This is a genomic window from Methylobrevis albus (assembly GCF_015904235.1).
GTDB lineage: Bacteria > Pseudomonadota > Alphaproteobacteria > Rhizobiales > Pleomorphomonadaceae > Methylobrevis_A > Methylobrevis_A albus.
Genome location: NZ_JADZLT010000051.1, coordinates 231,273 through 251,569, shown reverse-complemented (window position 1 = coordinate 251,569; position 20,297 = coordinate 231,273). Strand labels below are relative to the sequence as shown.

The 20,297-nt window shown below is 69.4% G+C and carries 24 protein-coding genes; 7 read left to right on the top strand and 17 right to left on the bottom strand.

What is annotated here, in order from left to right:
* The 14 genes from I5731_RS13625 to I5731_RS13560 form a co-directional block, all read right to left on the bottom strand.
* Positions 1–653 (bottom strand): Hint domain-containing protein (locus I5731_RS13625; protein ID WP_197311949.1); only part of this gene is annotated, 653 nt, incomplete at its 3' end.
* A 12-nt stretch (positions 654–665) separates the two neighbouring features.
* Positions 666–1,154 carry a toxin-activating lysine-acyltransferase gene (locus I5731_RS13620; protein ID WP_197311948.1) on the bottom strand — a complete coding sequence of 163 codons (489 nt, stop codon included), beginning with the start codon at positions 1,152–1,154 and terminating at the stop codon, positions 666–668.
* Positions 1,155–1,395: 241 nt separating this feature from the next.
* Entirely contained in the window at positions 1,396–2,379 is a 984-nt protein-coding gene (gene dhaK / locus I5731_RS13615) for a dihydroxyacetone kinase subunit DhaK (RefSeq protein ID WP_197311947.1), read from the bottom strand.
* Positions 2,380–2,423: 44 nt separating this feature from the next.
* Positions 2,424–2,846, bottom strand: a complete 423-nt coding sequence (locus I5731_RS13610) for a hypothetical protein (RefSeq protein ID WP_197311946.1) — start codon at positions 2,844–2,846, stop codon at positions 2,424–2,426.
* The gene (gene ptsP / locus I5731_RS13605) at positions 2,843–4,486 is read right to left on the bottom strand and encodes a phosphoenolpyruvate--protein phosphotransferase (protein ID WP_197311945.1); all 1,644 of its coding nucleotides are present in this window, start codon (positions 4,484–4,486) and stop codon (positions 2,843–2,845) included. The genes I5731_RS13610 and ptsP overlap by 4 nt, the downstream gene beginning before the upstream one ends.
* Before the next feature lie 4 nt (positions 4,487–4,490).
* Positions 4,491–4,883, bottom strand: coding sequence for an HPr family phosphocarrier protein (locus tag I5731_RS13600; protein ID WP_407941842.1), 393 nt, complete (start codon positions 4,881–4,883; stop codon positions 4,491–4,493).
* Positions 4,876–5,268: a dihydroxyacetone kinase phosphoryl donor subunit DhaM gene (dhaM, locus tag I5731_RS13595; protein WP_197311944.1), complete on the bottom strand. Its 393-nt coding sequence runs from the start codon at positions 5,266–5,268 to the stop codon at positions 4,876–4,878. The genes I5731_RS13600 and dhaM overlap by 8 nt, the downstream gene beginning before the upstream one ends.
* A 58-nt stretch (positions 5,269–5,326) precedes the next feature.
* Positions 5,327–5,959, bottom strand: a complete 633-nt coding sequence (dhaL, locus tag I5731_RS13590) for a dihydroxyacetone kinase subunit DhaL (RefSeq protein ID WP_197311943.1) — start codon at positions 5,957–5,959, stop codon at positions 5,327–5,329.
* A gap of 126 nt (positions 5,960–6,085) precedes the next feature.
* Entirely contained in the window at positions 6,086–7,105 is a 1,020-nt protein-coding gene (locus I5731_RS13585; protein WP_197311942.1) for an ABC transporter ATP-binding protein, read from the bottom strand.
* A complete protein-coding gene (locus I5731_RS13580) occupies positions 7,098–8,234 on the bottom strand; it encodes an ABC transporter ATP-binding protein (RefSeq protein WP_197311941.1) in 1,137 nt (378 codons plus the stop codon). Before I5731_RS13580 ends, I5731_RS13585 begins: the two co-directional genes overlap by 8 nt.
* Positions 8,235–8,238: 4 nt before the next feature.
* The gene (locus tag I5731_RS13575; RefSeq protein WP_197311940.1) at positions 8,239–8,463 is read right to left on the bottom strand and encodes a hypothetical protein; all 225 of its coding nucleotides are present in this window, start codon (positions 8,461–8,463) and stop codon (positions 8,239–8,241) included.
* A complete protein-coding gene (locus I5731_RS13570; RefSeq protein ID WP_197311939.1) occupies positions 8,460–9,416 on the bottom strand; it encodes a carbohydrate ABC transporter permease in 957 nt (318 codons plus the stop codon). Before I5731_RS13570 ends, I5731_RS13575 begins: the two co-directional genes overlap by 4 nt.
* A gap of 5 nt (positions 9,417–9,421) precedes the next feature.
* Positions 9,422–10,384: a carbohydrate ABC transporter permease gene (locus I5731_RS13565; RefSeq protein ID WP_197311938.1), complete on the bottom strand. Its 963-nt coding sequence runs from the start codon at positions 10,382–10,384 to the stop codon at positions 9,422–9,424.
* A gap of 90 nt (positions 10,385–10,474) precedes the next feature.
* Entirely contained in the window at positions 10,475–11,806 is a 1,332-nt protein-coding gene (locus I5731_RS13560; protein WP_197311937.1) for an ABC transporter substrate-binding protein, read from the bottom strand.
* Positions 11,807–12,357: 551 nt separating this feature from the next.
* Between I5731_RS13560 and I5731_RS13555 the strand changes: the two genes are divergently transcribed.
* The gene (locus I5731_RS13555; RefSeq protein ID WP_197311936.1) at positions 12,358–12,591 is read left to right on the top strand and encodes a hypothetical protein; all 234 of its coding nucleotides are present in this window, start codon (positions 12,358–12,360) and stop codon (positions 12,589–12,591) included.
* Between the two features lie 136 nt (positions 12,592–12,727).
* On the opposite strand, the gene dapB is transcribed toward I5731_RS13555, so the two are convergent.
* On the bottom strand, positions 12,728–13,531 hold the full coding sequence (gene dapB / locus I5731_RS13550) for a 4-hydroxy-tetrahydrodipicolinate reductase (RefSeq protein WP_197311935.1): 804 nt from the start codon (positions 13,529–13,531) through the stop codon (positions 12,728–12,730).
* A 43-nt stretch (positions 13,532–13,574) separates the two neighbouring features.
* The gene (locus I5731_RS13545) at positions 13,575–14,480 is read right to left on the bottom strand and encodes an SDR family oxidoreductase (protein WP_197311934.1); all 906 of its coding nucleotides are present in this window, start codon (positions 14,478–14,480) and stop codon (positions 13,575–13,577) included.
* 240 nt (positions 14,481–14,720) lie between these two features.
* On the opposite strand from I5731_RS13545, the gene hslV reads away from it, so the two are divergent.
* Genes hslV through moeB form a run of 6 tightly spaced genes read left to right on the top strand, consistent with a single transcriptional unit; the run spans position 14,721 to position 19,699 of the window.
* Positions 14,721–15,281 carry an ATP-dependent protease subunit HslV gene (gene hslV / locus I5731_RS13540; protein WP_328838804.1) on the top strand — a complete coding sequence of 187 codons (561 nt, stop codon included), beginning with the start codon at positions 14,721–14,723 and terminating at the stop codon, positions 15,279–15,281.
* Positions 15,271–16,362: a hypothetical protein gene (locus I5731_RS13535; RefSeq protein ID WP_197311933.1), complete on the top strand. Its 1,092-nt coding sequence runs from the start codon at positions 15,271–15,273 to the stop codon at positions 16,360–16,362. Before hslV ends, I5731_RS13535 begins: the two co-directional genes overlap by 11 nt.
* Positions 16,359–16,565, top strand: coding sequence for a hypothetical protein (locus tag I5731_RS20105; protein ID WP_456238111.1), 207 nt, complete (start codon positions 16,359–16,361; stop codon positions 16,563–16,565). The genes I5731_RS13535 and I5731_RS20105 overlap by 4 nt, the downstream gene beginning before the upstream one ends.
* Positions 16,555–17,622, top strand: a complete 1,068-nt coding sequence (locus tag I5731_RS13525; protein ID WP_197311932.1) for a DUF2339 domain-containing protein — start codon at positions 16,555–16,557, stop codon at positions 17,620–17,622. Before I5731_RS20105 ends, I5731_RS13525 begins: the two co-directional genes overlap by 11 nt.
* Positions 17,619–18,923, top strand: a complete 1,305-nt coding sequence (gene hslU, locus I5731_RS13520; protein ID WP_197311931.1) for an ATP-dependent protease ATPase subunit HslU — start codon at positions 17,619–17,621, stop codon at positions 18,921–18,923. Before I5731_RS13525 ends, hslU begins: the two co-directional genes overlap by 4 nt.
* Before the next feature lie 14 nt (positions 18,924–18,937).
* The gene (moeB, locus tag I5731_RS13515; protein ID WP_328838802.1) at positions 18,938–19,699 is read left to right on the top strand and encodes a molybdopterin-synthase adenylyltransferase MoeB; all 762 of its coding nucleotides are present in this window, start codon (positions 18,938–18,940) and stop codon (positions 19,697–19,699) included.
* Positions 19,700–19,968: 269 nt separating this feature from the next.
* Here moeB and trxA read toward each other — a convergent pair whose 3' ends face one another.
* The gene (trxA, locus tag I5731_RS13510) at positions 19,969–20,292 is read right to left on the bottom strand and encodes a thioredoxin (protein WP_197311929.1); all 324 of its coding nucleotides are present in this window, start codon (positions 20,290–20,292) and stop codon (positions 19,969–19,971) included.
* Positions 20,293–20,297: the final 5 nt, after the last annotated feature.

The following is a 20,297-nucleotide window of genomic DNA, read 5'->3' as shown; positions in this document are numbered from 1 at the left end:
ACCAGCGCGCCGGCGTTCACCACCAGCCCGTCGACGATCATGCCGTGGTCGGCCGAGAGATAGAGGTCGGTGTGGGGAACGCCGCTGCCCAGCGCACCGGCGGCGATGCACACCGGGCGCATGCGGTCGGACAGGAACACGTGGTTCGCGATCGTCTGCCGGCCGATCCACTTCACCGGCACCGCGCGCCCGTCCGCCGTCAGCACCAGATCGCCGATGGCAAGGCTTTCCACCGGCACCTCGCCAGCCGGGGTCGCGATCAGCGTGCCGCCGACGAAACAGGTGATGTTGACGGTGACGGTGTCGATGTCCTCCTCATCAAGGAAGTCCTGTCCGGAGACGTTGAAGATGATCGAGTCCGGACCGCCATTCGCCATGAGTTCGTCATAGGTGAAGGTCCAGCTCATCGCGCCGCTGGCAGGATCCAGCGAGAACGTTCCGAAATCGGGGCCATTGGTCGTCGCGTAACTACCGTTGTCTGAGTTGAACGCCCCGTCTCCATTAGTAATGTTATCCCAGTTGCCCGTCAGCGTCACCGTCTCGCCGGGAGACACATCGACGTTGTAGACGAAGTTGTCTTGGCTATCGCCCTCGGGGCCGCTGGAAACCGAATCCGCCCCATTCATTGCATTGAGATTTATGCCGTTGCCCATGCCCTGTTCCCCTCAAGCCAGATCCGACAAGACCCGCGCGCCCCACGAGGCCCCGCGCAGACGCCGTGATTCCACGATCCGCTTCGGCGCGCCGTCCGCGCCGATGCGGGCAAACCGGAACCGATCGATCGAGTCCGGCAGATTCTTCTTCACCCAGCGGATGATCTGGACGGCGCTGCCCTGCTCGTAGGGCGCCAGCACGTCCATCAGCCAGAAGCTCTTGCCCGACCGCCATTGCGCAGGCTCGAGCATCTGATTGGCCATGACCCGGCGCTCGGCGTCCTCGCCGAGAAGACCCCATGTCACCGCGCCGCGCGGTATACCATCCTGATAGAATATCTTGACCTGCTGAAGGTCGATCGGTGGCTGGATCACGCGGCGAATCGCATGAAACGGCCAGTCACGATGCCGCGGCGAGCGAAAATACAGGAAACTCAACGCGCCGTAGAGGTGGATCGCATCCTTCGAGGGGAACTCTGGCTCGATACTCTTCTTGGCCAACGTTCACACCCATATCGATTGCGGCAACCGCTCACACCCTCAGGACGGTATTCAAGCCTCGAGGGGGCAGCAACCTTGGGTAACAAGTGCCGCTATCGAAACGGTGAACAAGTCCGAGGTGATGACCGAATTACCACAGTTGTCCCGCCGCGCGCCCATCCTAAGACGTCGCGCGGAGAGTCGTGCGGGAGCGCCAGATGACAAAGACGCGCGGAACGGCCCCCGCGCGCGCCGCCCGCCCTCACCACCTGAGCGATACGGTGTGAACCGGCGCGTCCCAAAGCGCCATCGTCTCGTCGTCGAGCAGCGACAGGGTGATCGAGCAGCCGGCCATCTCCAGCGAGGTGACGTAGTTGCCGACGAGGAAGCGGACCGGGCGGACGCCGGCGGCCTCGGCGATGCGCCGGGCGAGGCCGGCCATCAGGTAGAGTTCCATCGCCGGCGTGCCGCCGAAGCCGTTGACGAGCAGCAGCGCCGGGGTGCCCGGGGCGGCGTCGAGATCCTTCAGCACCGCGCCGGTGAGTTCCTCGGCGATCTCCGCGGCGGAGGCGAGCGCAACCCGGCGGCGACCGGGCTCGCCATGGATGCCGACGCCCATTTCCATCTCGTTGTCGCCAAGGGTGAAGGTCGGCTTGCCAGCGGCCGGCACGGTGCAGGAGGTCAGCGCGACGCCCATCGAGCGGGTGCGGGCGTTGACGGCGTCGCCGAGGCGCTTCAGGGCGGCGAGGTCGCGGCCCTGCTCGGCCGCGGCGCCGACGATCTTCTCGACCGCCACCGTGCCGGCGACGCCGCGGCGGCCGGTGGTCCAGGTGGAGTTCTCCACCGCGACGTCGTCGTCGACGACCACGGTCTCGACCGGGCCGTCCGCCATCTCCGCCGCCATGGCGAAGTTCATGCGGTCGCCCTCGTAGTTCTTGACGATGAAGAGCACGCCGGCGCCGGTGTCGGCGGCGCTCGCCGCTTCCAGCATCTGGTCGGGGGTCGGCGAGGTGAAGACGTGGCCCGGGCAGGCGACGTCCAGCATGCCGGTGCCGACGAAGCCGCCGTGCATCGGCTCGTGGCCGGAGCCGCCGCCCGAGAGCAGCGCGACCTTGCCGGGGGTGAACGCGCGGCGGTGGATGAACTTCCGCTCCGGCCCGAGTTCCAGGATGTCGCTGTGCATCGCGGCGAGGCCGTCGAGGCTTTCGGCGAGCACGTCGTCGACGGCGTTGATGAATTTTTTCATTCTTGTTTCCCCCGGGGTGGTGTCGTGATGGCAGCGCGGCCGCGTCAGCCGAGGTCCTCGGCGAAGCGGGCGAGGCGGTCGGCGGTGTCGGCGACGATGCGGTCGAAGGCGGCGTTGCGGACCGGGTCGCCGAAGTCGGGCACGGCGATCGTCAGGCTGCGCCCCTGCGCCACCGGCGCGGGCGCGAGCCGCCGGCCGGGATGGGCGCGGGCATAGGCGACGAGGAAGGCCTCGCGCTCGTGCGGCGCGAAATGGCAGACCTCGAAGATCGTCGCGAGATGCTGCGCCGGAATCGGCACCGCATAGGCCGGGTTGGTGATCTGCGTCACGAAGGAGCGGTGCTTGCCGAGCGCGATCGACAGCCGCCGGCGCATGCCGGAGGGGCGGCGATCGATCACCTCGCGCAGGATGGTCTTGTAGGCGGCGACGGGCGGGGCCGCGCCGTCCGCGAGCAGGGGCGCGGTCATGGCGGGGGATGCCGGGAAAAGCCCGCGATCGCCGCCTTGGTGCGGGCGACCGCGACGGGCGCGACCGACAGCGAGCGCAGCCCGGCGCCGAGCAGCAGCGGCACCAGCGCCGGATCGGCGGCGGCGTCGCCGCAGAGCGAGACCTCGACACCACGCGCCGCGGCCGCCTCGACCGTCGCGGCGACGAGGCGCAGCACGGCCGGGCTGCCGGCATCGCAGAGATGCGCCACCGCGCCGACGTCGCGCGCGGCGGCCATCGTGTACTGGGTGAGGTCGTTGGAGCCGATCGAGTAGAAGTCGGCGGCAAAGCTCTCGGCGGCGAGCGCCGCCGCCGGCACCTCGACCATGATGCCGAGCGGCGGGCGGCGGTGCGGCAAGTTTTCGGCGGCGAGATCCGCGACGACGGAGTCGAGCATCACCGCCGCGGCGGCGAGTTCCGCCGGGACCGTCACCATCGGCAGCATCACCCGCGCGTGCCCGTCCACCGCGGCGCGGCAGAGTGCGCGGAGCTGGGTGCGGAACACGTCCGGATAGGCGAGCGACAGGCGCAGGCCGCGCAAGCCGAGGAACGGGTTGCTCTCGCCGTCGATGGTGAGGCCGGGGATCGGCTTGTCGCCGCCGGCGTCGAGGGTGCGGAAGGTGACGGGGCGGCCGGCCGCCCAGGCGAGGATCCGTCGGTAAACGGCGAGCTGCGCCGCCTCGTCGGGGAGGCCGCGGCCGGCGTGGAACAGGAATTCGGTGCGCACCAGGCCGACGCCGTCGCACTGCGCCGGGTCGAGGCCGGCGAGCTCTTCCGGATCGGCGAGGTTGACGTGCACCCGCACCGGCTCGCCGTCGGCGGTGACGGCGGGGCGGAAGCGCAGCGTCTCGGCCGCGGCGCCGGCGACGGCCGCGGCATCGCGGCGGGCGTGGAACGCCGCCTGCTCGGCGTCGCCGGGACTGAGGGTCAGCGTGCCGGCGTCGCCGTCGAGCAGCGCCTCGGCGCCGTCCGCCGCCGCGCCGACGTCGCCGACGCCGACCACCATCGGCACGCCGCGCGCCCGCGCCAGCATGGCGACGTGGGAGGCCGGCGAGCCGGCGGCGAGCACGATGCCGCCGCCCGCCGACCAGTCGGCGGCGAGGAATTTCGACGGCGTGAGGTCGTCGCCGACGAGGATGGCACCGGCGGGAGGTGGCGCGTCCTCGGCGCCGGATAGCCGGCTAAGTACCCGGTCGCGGATGTCGGCGAGGTCGGCTGCACGGGCGCGGAAATATTCGTCGTCGGCCGCCGCGTAGCCCTCGATTTCGGCGTCGAGCGCCGCGCTCCAGCCGGTCTCCGCCGGCGCGCCGGACGCGACCGCGGCGAAGGCGCCTTCGGTGAGCGCGTCGTCGGCGAGCATCGCCACCTGGAAGGCGAGGATGTCGGCCGCGTCGCCCTCGGCGGCGGCGGCCAGCGCCTCGAGCGCGGCGAGCGCGGCGGCGACGGCGGCGGCGAGCCGCGCGGCTTCGGCAGCAGGATCACCGGCGGCGGACGGCGCCCGCGCCGCGACCTTCGGACCCGCGATCCGCGCAATGCGGCCGGCGGCGAGCCCCGGCGCCGCCGAACGGCCGGCGAGCACCAGCGCGGCGGAGGTCGTCGGGGCGCTGCCGCGGGCGTTCATGGCGTCACTCCTCGTCGAACTTGGCGTCGACGAGGGCGAGCAGCGCGGCGAGCGCCGCCTCGGCGTCGGGGCCGCTCGCCCGGAAATGCAGGGTCTCTCCCTTCGCGGCCTTGACCCGCATCACCTTGACCGGGCTCTTCGCGTCGATCCACGGGCCGTCGGGCGCCACCGCGAATTCGGTGCGGCTCGCGAAGCTCTTGGCGAGCTGGGTCAGCTTGACGGCGGGGCGCGCGTGCAGGCCCGCCTGGTTGGCGAGCGTCGCGGCGCCGGAAAGGGTGTCTTCGGTCGGCATGCTGTCCTCGATCGACTGGCCACCTGATGCGAGGGCCGGTGCGCCCGCCAGCGGCGCCCCTTCCGGCCGGATACGACTGCCGTCCGGCGCGCTGCCGTCAGGCATAGAGTTCCTCGGCGGTGCGCTTTACCAGCTCGAGCGACGAGCCGCCGGAGGCCTCGGTCGCGGCGATCACCGCGCCCTCCACCACCGGGGCGTTGCAGACGACGACGCGCCCGCGGCGGTCCTCGTCCAGCATCTCGATCGCCATCTCGGAATTCGTCTCCGCGCCGCCGAGATCGACCAGCACCACGACGCCGGCCTCCGACCACGCCGCCTCGATCGCCTCGAGAATGCGCGCCAAGTCGGTGCCGAGGCCGCCGTCCGGGTCGCCGCCGGTGTGGGCGAGCGGCACGCTGTCGCCGACCATCTGGCGAACCATGTCGGCCGCCCCCTCGGCGACTTTCGGTGAGTGCGAAACGATGACGATCCCGACGTTGGCCACCCGCATGATCTCCCTGGCCGCGTCGTCCGGCGACGCGGGCTGTTGGCTTATGTCCGCGCCGGGCTCAGCCGGCGGAAAGCGCGTCGGCGAGCGCCGCGATGATCAAGGACGACGAGCGCGAGCCGGGGTCCATGTGCCCGATCGAGCGTTCGCCGAGGAAGGAGGCGCGGCCGCGCGTCGCCAGCATCGGCACGGTCCGGTCAGCCGCGGCGAAGGCCTCGGCCTTCACCGTTGCCGCGTCGGCGCCGGCGGCGAGCGCCGCGTGCGCGGGGATCAGCACGTCGAGCATGGTCTTCTGGCCGGGCTCCGCCTTGCCGCGCGCCTTCACCGCCTCGATCGCGCGGCCGAAGGCCTCCGTCAGCGCTGCCCGGTCCGGCGCCGTGCCGAGATGCTTGCCGAGTTCCATGAACAGCGTGCCGTAGAGCGGGCCGGAGGCGCCGCCGACCTTCATCACCAGCGTGGTGCCGACGCCCTTGAGGAGGTCCGGCCACGGCTTTTCGGCCAAGGTCGGCGCCGCCTCGGCGACGGCGGCAAAGCCGCGCTTCATGTTCGCGCCGTGGTCGCCGTCGCCGATCGCCTGGTCGAGCGCGGTGAGTTCGTCCGCCGCCGCGATCACCACGGCCGCCACCGCCGCGATCAGCGCCGCGCGGCCTTCGGCCGTGCCGAGCGCCGCCGTGTCGAGGATCGCTGCCGTCATCAAAAGTCCCTCCCCGATGCCCGTTGCGTGGTCCGTCGCCGGTGAAGCGCGATCGGAGCATGTCCCGGCGCGGCCGTCGCCGCCGTTTCGCCGCCTGCTACCATTGGTCCCAACCGGCCCCTTGCGTCAGAGCCGCGCCCCTTCGCGGTCGAAGAACAGCGGCCGCTCCGGCCGGACGTCGACGCGGTCGCCGGCGCCGATGTCGGAGTCCGCGTCGGCGAGCAGCACCAGCGGCGTGCCGTCGAGCTCGACGTGGATGTGGTTCTGGTCGCCGAGATGCTCGACGCGGCGGACGAGGCCGCGGCCCTCGCCGCGTGCGGCGCCGCCGACGCGGGCGATCGCGACGTGCTCGGTGCGCAGCCCGAGCGTCGCCGTGCGCTGCGGGATGGCGAGGTCCGGAAACAGCCCGGCGTCGACGAGGTTGATCGCCGGCTGGCCGAGCCGCTGCGCGACATAGGCGTTGAACGGGTTCTCGTAGATCTCGCGCGGCGTGCCGATCTGCACCAGCCGGCCGCGGTCGATGACGCCGATGCGGCTCGCCATCGTCATCGCCTCGGTCTGGTCGTGGGTGACGTAGAGGATGGTCGCGCCGAGTTCGGCCTGGATGCGCTTCAGCTCGAGGCGCAGATCGGCGCGCAGCTTGGCATCCAGCGACGACAGCGGCTCGTCCATCAGGTAGATCGCCGGATCGCGGACCAGCGCCCGGCCGATGGCGACGCGCTGCATCTGGCCGCCCGAGAGCTTGGTCGCCTTGTTGGCGAGCTTGTCCTCGATCTTCAGCATCGCCGCGATGGTGCGGACCTTCGCGTCGATCGCCGCCTTCGCCATCGGCCGGATCGGCGAGCGCAGCGGGAAGGCGAGGTTGTCGTAGACCGAGAGGTGCGGATAGAGCGAATACTGCTGGAATACGAAGGCAACGTCGCGCGCCGCCGGCGGCGCCTTGGTCACGTCGCGGCCGGCGATCGACAGCCGCCCGGCGTCGGGCGCCTCGAGGCCGGCGATCAGCCGGAGCGTCGTCGTCTTGCCCGCCCCCGTCGGCCCGAGCAGCACGATGAACTCGCCGTCGGCGATGTCGATGCTGAGGTCGGACACGGCGGTGGTGTCGCCGAAGCGTTTGGTGACATTGCGGATCGACACGTCAGCCATGCAGGCCTCCCGCATGTTTGATCGAGCTCGGGCGCGGCGCGTAGGGAATGTCGTGCAGCGCGCTCGGCAGGGCCCGGCCGCTGGCGCGGTCGAAGATCGAGAGCTTTTCCGGGCGGAACGACAGGCCGACCGGCTCGCCGGCGTTCACCTTCAGCGACGCCGGCAGCCGCGCGCGCACCGCGCCGTGCGCGGTCGTGACGGTGACGATCTGCGTGGTGCCGAGGTATTCGGCGCCGAACACCTCGCCGCGCAGCGGGCTCGCATCGTCGAGGCGCACGCCCTCGGGCCGCACGCCGAGCACGAGGTCGCGCTCCGGGCAGCCCATGCGCAGTTCCGGCATCGCGACGCGGGCGCCGCCGAGGGCGAGTTCCGAGGCGCCGGGCGCGAGGCTCGCCCGGAAGTCGATCAGGTTCATCGACGGCTGGCCGATAAAGTCGGCGACGAACAGGCTCGCCGGCCGGTCGTAGATGTCGCGCGGCGCGCCGAACTGCTCGATGATGCCGCGGTTCATCACCGCGATCTTGTCGGCCATCGCCATGGCTTCGAGCTGGTCGTGGGTGACGTAGACCGTGGTGGCGCCGAGCCGGTCGTGCAGGGCGCGCAGCTCATGGATCATCGCCTCGCGCAGTTCCGTGTCGAGCGCGCCGAGCGGCTCGTCCATCAGGAAGGCGAGCGGCTTCCTCACGATCGAGCGGCCGAGCGCGACGCGCTGGCGGTCGCCGCTGGAGAGGCCGGAGACGGAACGGTCGAGCAGGTGCGAGATGCGCAGGATCCGCGCGGCCTCTTCCACCCGCGCGCCGATCTCGGCGCCGGGCAGGCCCTCGCATTTCAGCGGGAAGGCGATGTTGGCGCGCACGTTCATGTGCGGATAGAGCGCGAAGAGCTGGAACACGAAGGCGATGTCGCGCTCGCGCGCCCGCTTGAAGGTGACGTCCTCGCCGCCGAGCAGGATGGTGCCCGACGTCGGCAGTTCCAGCCCGGCGATCATCCGCAGCGTCGTCGTCTTGCCGCAACCGGATGGTCCCAGCATGACGAAGAACTCGCCGTCGGCGACGGTGAAGGTGGAATCCTCGACGGCGACGAAGCTCTCGAAGGCCTTGCGCAGATGTTCGACGCGAATTTCGGCCATGGCGTCACTCCGGAAACTTCGACACGACGATGAACATCACCGTGCCGGCGAGCGTCGTGGCGAACGACCAGGAATAGAGCTCGATCGAGAACGGCTGCATCAGCATGATGACGCCGAGGGCGATCAGCCCGGTGGCAGCATTCTCCCAGGGACCGCGCCGGAAGATGCGGCGGCGCGGGGCGGGGTCGCCGTCCGCGGCGCCGGGGATGGGGTCGGGCCGGGTCGTCATTTGCGCACCGCTCCGAAGGTGATGCCGCGCAGGAGATGCTTCCTGAGCAGGATGGTGAAGGCGACGATCGGGATCAGGAACAGCGTGGTGGCGGCGGCGACCGCCGGCCAGTCCTGGCCGCCTTCGCCGATGATGATCGGGATGAACGGCGGAGCGGTCTGCGCGGTGCCCGAGGTCAGCAGCACGGCGAAGGCGTATTCGTTCCAGGCGAAGATCAGGCAGAAGATCGCGGTGGCGGCGATGCCGGTGGTCGCCTGCGGCAGCACCACCTTCACGAAGGCCTGCAGCCGGCTGTAGCCGTCGATCATCGCCGCTTCCTCGTATTCGCGCGGGATCTCGTCGATGAAGCCTTTCAGCAACCAGACGGCGAGCGAGACGTTGACCGAGGTGTAGAGCAGGATCATCCCGAGCTTGGTGTCGGACAGGCCGAGCTCGCGGTACATCAGGAAGATCGGGATCGCGACGGCGATCGGCGGCATCATGCGCGTCGACAGGATGAAGAACAGAAGGTCGTCCTTCAGCGGCACCTTGAAGCGCGAGAAGCCGTAGGCCGCCAGCGTGCCGAGGGTGACGGCGCAGAAGGTGGAACCGAAGGCGATGATCACCGAGTTCCAGAACCGCGGCACGAAGTTGGACGCGCCGACCACCACCATCGAGCGCTGGCGGGCGATCTCCTCGCAGCGGCCCGAGGCCGCCGGCAGGCCCTGGAGATACTCCGCGGTCTGGCGCGAGCGAGTGGTGAAGAGGTTGCAGTAGCCCTCGAGGGTCGGCTCGAACAGGATCTTCGGCGGGTAGGAGATCGAATCCGGCGGCGATTTCAGCGAGGTGAGGCCGATCCAGATCAGCGGCACGATCGTGATCAGGGCGTAGAGGATCACCACGGCGCCGGCGATGCGGCGCACCAGGGGCGAGGGCTCGACGACGGAATGGGCGGTGGAGATGCCGGCGGCCATGGCGCTCACCTCTGCTTCACGCGGTTGAGGGCCTTCACGTAGATGTTGGCGAGGCCGAACACCGTGACGAAGAGAATGATGGCGAATGCCGAGGAGTAGCCGGTGCGCCACTTCTCGAAGGCCTCGCGCTTCAGCGAGATCGAGGCGACTTCCGTGGTCGAGCCGGGTCCGCCACCGGTGAGCAGGTTCACCATGTCGAACATCTTGAAGTTCTCGATGCCGCGGAACAGCACCGCGAGCATGATGAACGGCAGCGCCATCGGCAGCGTGATCGACCAGAACTGCCGCCACTTCGAGGCGCGGTCGACCTCGGCCGCCTCGTAGATGTAGTCGGGGATCGAGCGCAGCCCGGCGAGGCAGATCAGCATCACGTAGGGCGTCCACATCCACGTATCGACGATGGCGATCGCCCACGGCGCCAGGCTGACGTCGCCGAGCATCTGGAACGAGGACGGCGGCAGGCCGGTGACGAAGCTGACGGCGTAGTTGAAGAGGCCGATCTGCGGCTGGAACAGGAAGGTCCAGAAATTGCCGACGACCGCCGGCGACAGCATCATCGGCAAGAGGATCAGCGTGGTCCAGAAGCCGTGGCCGCGGAACTTCTTGTCGATCAGCACGGCGAGCAGGAAGCCGAGAACGGTCTGGATCACGATGGTCGCGACCACGAAGCGCGCCGTCACCTGCATCGCCGCCCAGATGTCGGGATCGGTGAGGATGCTGGTGTACCAGCGGGTGCCGAGCCACTCGACCGCGGCGTTCGGCCGGTTGGCGCGGAAATTCGTGAACGACAGATAGATCGTCCAGATCAGCGGAAAGATGTTGATCGCGAGCAGCAGCACGATCGTCGGCGCGATGAACAGCCAGGCGATCGCCCGGTCGCCGAGCCCGCCAACCCGGGCAACCACCGGCGGCGGCGTCGCTTCGGCCGCGCGGGTCGCGAGGCGGCGGACGGTCGAGGTGTCGTTCATGAGGCGGGTTCCGGGATTTTCAGGGGGCGTTGGGGTCGGCGGCAGGGGGTGGACAGCGCGGCGCAAGCGGCCCACCCCTCCCCCGTCACCTCACATCTTGCCTTCTTCCTCGAAGGTCTCCGTCCAGTCCGCCACCAGCGCGTCGAGCGCTTCCTGTGCCGTGCCCTGGCCGGCCACGATGTAGTCGTGGGTGCGCTTCTGCATGGCGAGCAGCAGGTCGGCGTAGGCCGGCTCCTGCCAGAAGTCCTTCACGTTGCCCATGGCGTTGAGGAAGTTGGCCGCGAACGGGGCGGTGTCGGCGAAGCCGGGATCTTCCAGCACCGCGCGGTGGCAGGAATAGCCGCCGAGCGACCACCACTTCTTCTGCACGTCGGCGGTGGCGAACCACTTGATGTACTGCAGCGCTTCGTCGCGGTTCTGCGAGTAGGACACCACCGAGATGCCCTGGCCGCCGAGGGTCGAGGCTTCGACCTTCTGGCCGGGGTTGACGAAGAAGCCGATCTTGTCGCCGCCGACCTGCTCGTCCTTGTAGAGGCCGGGGAAGAAGGCGAACCAGTTCATCTGCATCGCCACCTGGCCCGACTTGAAGGCGTCGAGACCCTCCTGCATGTAGGAGTTGGTGTAGCCCGGCGGGGTGCAGCAATCGAACAGCGCCTTGTAGGCCTCGAGGCCCGCGACGGCGTCGGCCGAGTTCACCACGCCGTCCATCTTGTAGGAGCCGGCGGGGTCGTCGTACGCGAAGCCGTGCGAGTAGAGCGACGCGGTGACGCCCATGGTGATGCCTTCCGAGCCGCGCTCGGTGAAGATCGCCGCGCCGTACACCGTCTTGCCGTCGATCTCGCGGCCCTGGAAGAACTCGGCGATCTCCTTCAGCTCGTCCCACGTCTTCGGCGGGGCGAGGTCACGGCCGTGCTTTTCCTTGAACTCGGCGGCGATCTCGGGGTTCTCGAACCAGTCCTTGCGGTAGGTCCAGCCGAGCGCGTCGCCCATCGCCGGCAGCGCCCAGTATTCGGGCTGGCCCTTCGGCCAGGTCGAATAGGCGTAGACGGTGGCGGGCAGGAAGTCGTCCATCGAGATGTTTTCGGCCTCGAAGAACTCGTTGAGCTTCACATAGTGGCCGTTCTCGGCCGAGCCGCCGAGCCACTGCGAATCACCGATCAGCAGATCGCAGAGCTGGCCCTTGGAGTTGAGCTCGTTCAGCATGCGATCGGCGAAATTCGGCCACGGCACGAACTCGAACTTCATCTCGATGCCCGACTGGGCGGTGAAATCCTTCGAGAGCTCGACCAGCGCGTTCGCCGGGTCCCATGCGGCCCAGCACAGCGTCAGCGTCTTGCCCTGCGCGGCGGCGGGCGTGGCGGGGACGGCGAGTGCCGCCGCCAGAATCCCGACGGCCCCGACGGATGCCAACAACGTCTTCATGCGATGTGTCCTCCCCTTCTGCGACCGGGCTGCGGGCGTGCGTGTCCGTTCGCGCACCCGCGGGGCGGGCAGCGTCGTCGCGAAGACCGGCAGATCGGATAGCGGCGTTTCCCCAGAGGATCAGGCGGGTTCAAGGCCCCGTCTCTTGGATCCGGTGTCGAGTAAAAGCTGGATTACTAAACATGTCAAGCGACCCGCAGCGCCGACATCACTCCGGCGCGGATTGGAGTCCATCCCCGAAAATGCATTATAATCATAATGTTGTGATCTATACCAAATGCGGTATACCTCGGCCTCGCACATTTTGCCGTGCCGCGCACTAAACACCAATACTGAACGCACTGCAGCATCGCGCCTGCGAGATGATCCCGGCGCCACGGGCGCCGGGGTTCGGCGAGCCGCGTCCGGCCGGCGCCGGGATCGGACGCGGGGAAAAGCGCCGGCAGAGCGGGCCCGGAACCTTCTCCGGCCTCGCCGCGTTGATGCGCATCGACCGCCCCCGCGGCGGACAGGTTTCGAGGGATCATCCCTCTCCAGATACGGAGACCACCATGCGTGCGTTCGTGTTTCTCCTGCTCGGCGCCGCCATCGCGATCGGCGTGCTCATCATGACCAACGTGATCACGGTGGAGCAGATCCAGGCCGGCCGGCTGCCGGACATCGACGTGACGGTGCGCGATCCCGGTCAGTTGCCCGAATACGAGGTGAAGACCGGCGACGTGAACGTCACCACCGAGACGAAGACCATCGAGGTGCCGGAGGTCGAGGTCACCCCGGCCGAGTAACGCCTCGCAAACTCCGCCGCGCGTCCGCCGCAGCGGCGAACCAATTCGAGTAAGGCCGCCCGGACATCGTCCGTGGCGGCCTTCTTCGTTTTCGGACTTGTCGTCCTGCCGCGCCGAACCGCCGGTCCAGCCCGGGTCAGTCCATCAGCATGTCGAGGCCGCGGCGCAGGCCGGGGGCTTCGGCGACCCGCCGGACGGCGAGCAGCGTGCCCGCGACATAGGGCGCGGCGGAACTGCCGGCCTCGTGGCGGATGACGAGGCGCTCGTCGGGCGCGCCGAACAGCGCCTCGCAGGCGAGCACGAAGGACGGCAATCGCACCGAATGCACCTGCACCGCCGTCGGCCGGCCGATCGCCGCGCCGCGGGCCTCCTTCGGGCCGGAGATGTCGGCGACAGGCCGGGTCGTCGGCGCGGAGCGGACCGCGCCCAGCGCCTCGGCGAGTTCGCGCGCGGTGCCCGACGGCACGTCCGGCTTCTTCGCCGAGGCGTAGTCGATCACCTCGACGTCGGCGACGTAGCGCGCCGCCTCGAGCGCAAACCGCTTCATCAGCGCCGCCGTGACCGAAAAATTGCCGGCGGCGAAGACGCCGCGCCCGGCGGCACGGGCGGCAGCGTCAATCTCGTCGTAGTCCTCGGCGGTCGGCCCCGACGTGCCGATCACCACATGGCGGCCAGCGGCGAGCGCCTCCAGCGCGTGGGCCCTGACGCTGTTCGGCTTGGTGTAGTCGACGACGACGTCGGAGGGTATCGCCAGCGCCTCGGCGAGCGTCGCGTGCACCGTGACGCCGAGCGGCGCGAGGCCCGTGGCGATGCCGGCATCGGCGCCGGCGGCAGTGCGCGCCACCGCACCGACGATTTCGAGGTCCGGCGCAGCCGTCACCGCCGCCACCAGCGCCTTGCCGACCCAGCCGGTCGCCCCGGCGATCACCACCCTGATCATGTCCCCGTCCCTCCTGTCGGTCAGTTCCCTGATGCCCGCGGCGTCAGCCCTCGCCGATTGCCGAGCGCGGGGCGCCGTCACGCCAGGTGCCCTCGGCCCAGAGCGCCGCCAGCGCCTCGCGGTAGGTCGGGTAAGCCATCTCCAGCCCGAGCGCGCGCTTGGTGGCGGCATTGGAGACGCGCTTGTTCTCGCCGTAGAACGAGCGCGCCATCGGCGAGAGCTCGGCGGTATCGAAATCCTGCTCCGGCGGCGCCGCGACGCCCATGATCTCGGCGGCACGGGCGACGACGTCCTGCGGCGGGGCCGGTTCATCATCGGTGACGTTGAGCACGCCGTCGTGGCGCTGCTCGAGTGCGGCGACCGTGAAGCGGGCGATGTCCTCGACGTGGATGCGGTTGAACACCTGCCCCGGCTTCACCAGCCGGCGGGCGCGGCCGCGCTCGAGATTGACGAAGCCGTTGCGGCCGGGGCCGTAGATGCCCGACAGCCGGATCAGCGACAGCGGCAGGCCGCGGGCGTCCGCGAACTCGCGCCAGGCTTCCTCGGCCTCGACGCGGAGCTTCGAGCGCCGGCTCACCGGCTGCGTCGGCGTCGTCTCGTCGACCCAGCCGCCGCCGTGGTCGCCATAGACGCCGACGGTGGAGAAATAGCCGATCCAGGAGAGCTCGGCGGCCGCCGCGATGTCGGCCCGGTGCTGGGCGAGGGCCGGGTCGGCGCCGCTGTCGGGAGCGATCGAGACGAGGAGGTGGGTGGCGCGGGCGAGCGCCGGGCGCAGCGCCGCCGCCGGCGCCGTGCCGTCGAAGACGAAGGGCTCGATGCCGAGGCGCGCAAGCTCCGCGGCCTTCTCCGCATCGCGGGTGGTGCCGCCGATCCAGTCGGCCGCGCCGCCGAGCCGCGCGGCGACGGCCTTCGCCGAATAGCCGGCACCGAAGATGAAAAGGCGAAGCATGCGGGAGTCCTCGAGGCAACGGGCGACCGCCGGCGGCGACCCGCGGTGGGGCGATGGCGACAGGTATGGCGGCGTTGCGCGCCGCGCGGATCAGGCGGTTTGCATAGCCCGCCCGTCCGCTTACATAAAGCGCCAGACGACCGCCGCGGCACCCCGCCTCGCCCGGCCGCCCCGATCGATCCCGCGCGTGCCGCGCCGGATGCACTGCTTCGCATCCGCCCTCCCCGAAACGGAGACATGATGAGCCAGGATTCCTCCGCCATGCCGGTCTGGCACGGCACGACGATCGTCACCGTGCGCAAGGGCGGCAAGGTGGTGATCGCCGGCGACGGCCAGGTCTCGCTCGGCGCCACCGTGATCAAGCACACCGCGCGCAAGGTGCGCCGCCTCGCCGGCGGCAGCGTGATCGGCGGCTTTGCCGGCGCGACCGCCGACGCCTTCACGCTGTTCGAGCGGCTGGAGGCGAAGCTCGAGCAGTATCCCGGCCAGCTCACCCGCGCCGCCGTGGAACTCGCGAAGGACTGGCGCACCGACCGCTATTTGCGCCGGCTGGAGGCGATGATGCTGGTCGCCGACGCCAACGTCTCGCTGGTGCTCACCGGCACCGGCGACGTGCTGGAGCCGGAGGGCGGCGTGATGGGGATCGGCTCGGGCGGCAACTATGCGCTCGCCGCCGCGCGCGCCCTCGTCGACACCGACACCGACGCCGAGACGATCGCGCGGAAAGCGATGAAGATCGCCGCCGAGATCTGCGTCTACACCAATGAAAACGTCGTGCTGGAGAGCCTCGATGCAGCGTGAGGATCTCGAGGCCGCTGTCGCCGCGAGCGTCATCGACGCAGAAAGCGCCGGCCGGCTGATCGTGTTCCTCGAGCGCCGGCGTGGCGAGATGGTCGAAACGCCGGGCGACGAAGGCGTGCGATTCGCGCGCGACTTCCACGACGTGTTCATCGCTATCGGCGTCGTGCTGCTCGGCGTGGCGGCGCTTATCGCGCTCGAATTCCTCTCGCCGCCTGATCCCTATTCAACCGCGATAGTTGCTGCCCTCGAGGCAGGGGGATTCTGGTTGCTTGCAGAGTATCTGGTTCGCAAACGGCGTCTTTGGTTGACCAGCATTATTGTTACTATTGTATTTGTTTACCTTACAGGCCTCGCGATAAATATATTTATGATAGCGTACAATATTTTTCCTTTACAGGCAGATAGCGATGCCGTCTTGCGAACCATGCTCGGAGATAACTACATATCGCTCGCGACCGCATTTGGCAGCGCACTTGGTTCCGCGGCGTTTCTCCTGCGCTTCCGTGTTCCGTTCGCGGCAGCAACGCTAGCGGCTTCGTCGGTCGCGTCTGCGTTTTTCATCCTTGCCACTTGGCAGCCCGAGTTGATCGGGCAGTATGTGTTTCATTTCCTGTTCGCAAGCGGATTGGCGGTCTTTGCTTGCGCTGTCGTTCTCGACGTCTCGGATCCGCACAGGCGCAGTCTGCGGACAGACATGGCCTTCTGGCTTCATCTCCTGGCCGCACCGATGATGGTGCACGGCCTGATCATGATCACGGTCGGAGGTCTTCCTCAAACACCTGGTGATGCCGTCCTGGTAATCGGCCTCGTCGTCATCCTTGCTCTGGTCGCGGTGGTACTGGACCGGCGGGCACCGTTGGTTTCGGTGCTCGGATATTTCGGCGTCGCACTCAACCAGATTTTTGGCTCGTCGCAGGGCAGTGGCAGCGATGCCGTGATCGTGGCGACGCTCGTCGCCCTCGGCGCCTTCATCGTCCTCCTCGGCACCGGCTGGCGCGCCACGCGCCGTGCCGTGCTCACCGTCGTTCCGCTTCCCGTGCGTCTCAGGACGCTGTCCCCGCTTCCGGATTCCGCCCTATGACCATTTTTTCTCCTCGCGAGATCGTCTCCGAACCCGGCCGCTCCATCGTCGGCCAGAAGGACGCCAGGTGCGCGGCGGTCGCGATCGCAAAAGACTGGCGCACCGATCGTTACCTGTGCCGGCTGGAGGCGATGAAGATCGCCGCCGAGATCTGCGTCTACACCAACGAGAACGTCGTGCTGGAGAGCCTCGATGCAGCGTGAGAACCTCGAGGCCGCGGTCGCCGCGGGCGTCATCGACGCGGAAAGCGCCGGCCGGCTGATTGTCTTCCTCGAACGCCAGCGTGGCGAGGTGGTCGAGACGCCGGGCGACGAAGGCGTGCGCTTCGCGCGCGGCTTCCACGACGTGTTCATCACCATCGGCATCGTGCTGCTCGGCCTCGCCGCCGCCTTTTCGGTGGTCGTGATCGACCAGCCGGAGCAGGCGCTGCTGCGCACCGGCGTCGCGCTCGGCGCGGCGCTCGCCGCCTGGGGGCTCGCCGAATATCTCACCCGCCGGCGCCGGCTGGTGCTGCCGAGCATGGCGCTGAACCTCGCCGTGGTCGTGTTCACCGTCGCCGCCGTTTGCCTCGCGCTCTCGCCGGCGGATCCGGTGGCGGTCGTCAGGCCCGGCTCGGTCGCCGATACGGCGTTGATCGCGGCGATTTCGGCGGTGCTGGTCGCCGTGGCTTTCCGCTGGCGCTTCGGGCTGCCGTTCGCGGTCGCGGTGCTGGCGCTGACGCTGATCGGGCTCGCCGTCTATCTCGTCGCGCTCGCGGCGCCCCGGATCGTGCTCGAGTACCATTTCTGGGTGATGCTGGTCGCCGGCCTCGCGGTGTTCGCCGCCGCCGTCGCCTATGACCTCGCCGATCCGCGCCGGCGGACCACCCGCGCCGACACCGCCTTCTGGCTGCACCTGATCGCCGCGCCGCTGGTGGTGCACGCGGCGGCGGCGCTGGCCATCGGCGGACCGGCGCAGTCGGCCGCCGACGTCGCCATCGTGTTCGCGCTGGTGCTGGCGCTCGGCTTCGTCGCCGTGGTGCTCGACCGGCGCGCGCCGCTCGTCGCCGTGCTCGGCTATTTCGGCGCGGCGCTCGCCTTCGTGTTCAACACCGCCACTACCGACGAGGCGACGGCGGTGATCGCCACCCTGCTCGCCCTCGGCGCCTTCGTCGTGCTGCTCGGCGTCGGCTGGCGCGCGACGCGCCGCGCCGTGCTCGCGGTCGTTCCGCTTCCCGCGCGTCTCAGGACGCTGTCCCCGCTCCCGGATCCCGCCCCATGACCGATTTTTCCCCCCGCGAGATCGTCTCCGAACTCGACCGCTACATCGTCGGCCAGAAGGACGCCAAGCGCGCCGTGGCGATCGCGCTGCGCAACCGCTGGCGCCGGCAGCAGCTCACCGGCACGCTGCGTGACGAGGTGCTGCCGAAGAACATCCTGATGATCGGCCCGACCGGCGTCGGCAAGACCGAGATCTCGCGCCGGCTGGCGAAGCTCGCCGGGGCGCCGTTCATCAAGGTCGAGGCGACCAAGTTCACCGAGGTCGGCTACGTCGGCCGCGACGTCGAGCAGATCATCCGCGACCTCGTCGAGGTCGGCATCCAGCTGGTGCGCGAGAAGAAGCGCAAGGACGTGCGCGCCAAGGCGCACGCGCAGGCCGAGGAGCGCGTGCTCGACGCCCTCGTCGGCGCGGCGTCGAGCCCCTCGACGCGCGACAGCTTCAGGAAGCGCCTACACGCCGGCCTGCTCGACGACAAGGAGATCGAGGTCGAGCTGACGGTGAGCGGCGGCCCGTCCAGCTTCGAGATCCCCGGCATGCCGGGCGGCTCGGTCGGGGTGATGAACCTCAACGACATGATGTCGAAGATGATGGGCGGCCAGAAGAAGACCCGCCGCACCACCGTGAAGGAAAGCTACGAGCTGCTGATCTCGGAAGAGAGCGACAAGCTGCTCGACCAGGAGGCACTGGTCGCCGAGGCGATCCAGGCGGTGGAGAACAACGGCATCGTCTTCCTCGACGAGATCGACAAGATCTGCGCCCGCGAGGGCCGCGCCAGCGGCGACGTCTCCCGCGAGGGCGTGCAGCGCGACCTGCTGCCGCTCATCGAGGGCACCACGGTGTCGACCAAGCACGGCGCGGTGAAGACCGACCACATCCTCTTCATCGCGTCGGGCGCCTTCCACGTCGCAAAGCCCTCGGACCTCTTGCCCGAGTTGCAGGGCCGCCTGCCGATCCGGGTCGAGCTGAAGCCGCTGACCCGCGCCGACATGCGCCGCATCCTGACCGAGCCGGAGGCGAGCCTGATCACGCAGTACATCGCGCTGATGAAGACCGAGGGGCTCGACCTCGTCTTCACCGACGACGCGATCGACGCGGTCGCCGACATCGCGGTGGAGGTGAACTCCAGCGTCGAGAACATCGGCGCCCGGCGGCTGCAGACGATCATGGAGCGGGTGCTCGACGAGATCTCGTTCACCGCCACCGACCGCTCCGGCGAGACGGTGACGATCGACGGCGGCTATGTGCGCGGCGGCGTCGGCGACCTCGCCAAGAACACCGACCTCAGCCGCTTCATCCTGTGACGGAGCCCGCCGCCGTGACGACCCCGCCGCTGTCCGGGCCGGAGATCGCGCGCTACGCGCGCCACATCGTGCTGCGCGACATCGGCGGGCCGGGGCAGCAGAAGCTGAAGGCGGCGCGGGTGCTGATCGTCGGCGCCGGCGGCCTCGGCGCGCCGGCGATCCAGTATCTCGCCGCCGCCGGCGTCGGCACGCTCGGCCTCGTCGACGACGACGACGTGTCGCTCTCCAACCTGCAGCGGCAGGTGATCCACGACACCGCGGCGATCGGCCGGCCGAAGGTGGAGAGCGCCGCGGAGGCCGTCGTGCGGATCAACCCGCATGTGGCAGTCGAGACCCACGCCGTCCGCCTCGATGCCGGCAACGCGGCGGCGCTGGTCGCCGCCTATGACGTCGTCGTCGACGGGTCGGACAATTTTTCGACGCGCTACCTGCTCGCCGACACCGCGGCGGCGGTGGGCCGGCCGCTGGTGACGGCGGCGATCGGCACCTTCGACGGCTCGCTCACCGTGCTGATGCCGTATGCGACCGGCGACGACGGCCGGCCCAACCCAGGCTACCGCGACCTTTTCCCCGCCCCCCCGCCGCCCGGCACCGTGCCGACCTGCGCCGAAGCCGGCGTCGTCGGCGCCCTGCCCGGCATCATGGGCAGCCTGCAGGCGATGGAAGTGATCAAGCTCGTCTGCGGCATCGGCGAGCCGCTGGTGGGGCGCCTGCTGCTGGTCGACACGCTCAGGATGCGGTTCGAGACGATCCGGTATCGGGCGCGGGGGCGGTAGGGAGCCGTGCCGTGTGGCCTCCCCCCTCCCTGTCCCTCCCCCGCTTCGCAGGAGAGGGGACGATGGGCGATGGGGCTTTTGCACAACGAAGGCCGCGCCGAAGCGGAGTGCTGTCGATAGAGGTGACCTAACCTCCTGCGTCCCCTCTCCTGCGAAGCGGGGGAGGGACAGGGAGGGGGGAGGCAACACGGTAAGGCCCTGCCCTATCACAACAAAAAAAGGCCGGGGAAAATCCCCGGCCTCTTCAATTCCACACCCGAACCCGATCCTCAGATCGCGCTCTTGATCCAGTTCTTCAGGTCCGTCTTCGACGCAGCGCCGACCTTCATCGCGGCCGGCTGGCCGTCCTTGAACAGGATCAGGGTCGGGATCGAGCGGACGCCGTAGCGGATCGCGGTGTTCTGGTTGTTGTCGATGTCGAGCTTGGCGATGGTGACACTGCCCTCCATCTCCGTCGCGATCTCCTCGAGCGCCGGGGCGATCATGCGGCAGGGGCCGCACCATTCGGCCCAGAAATCGACGACGACGGGCTGGCCGGCGCCGATCACGTCGGCGTCGAAGGAGGTATCGGTGACCTTGACGGTGTTGCTCATCTGAA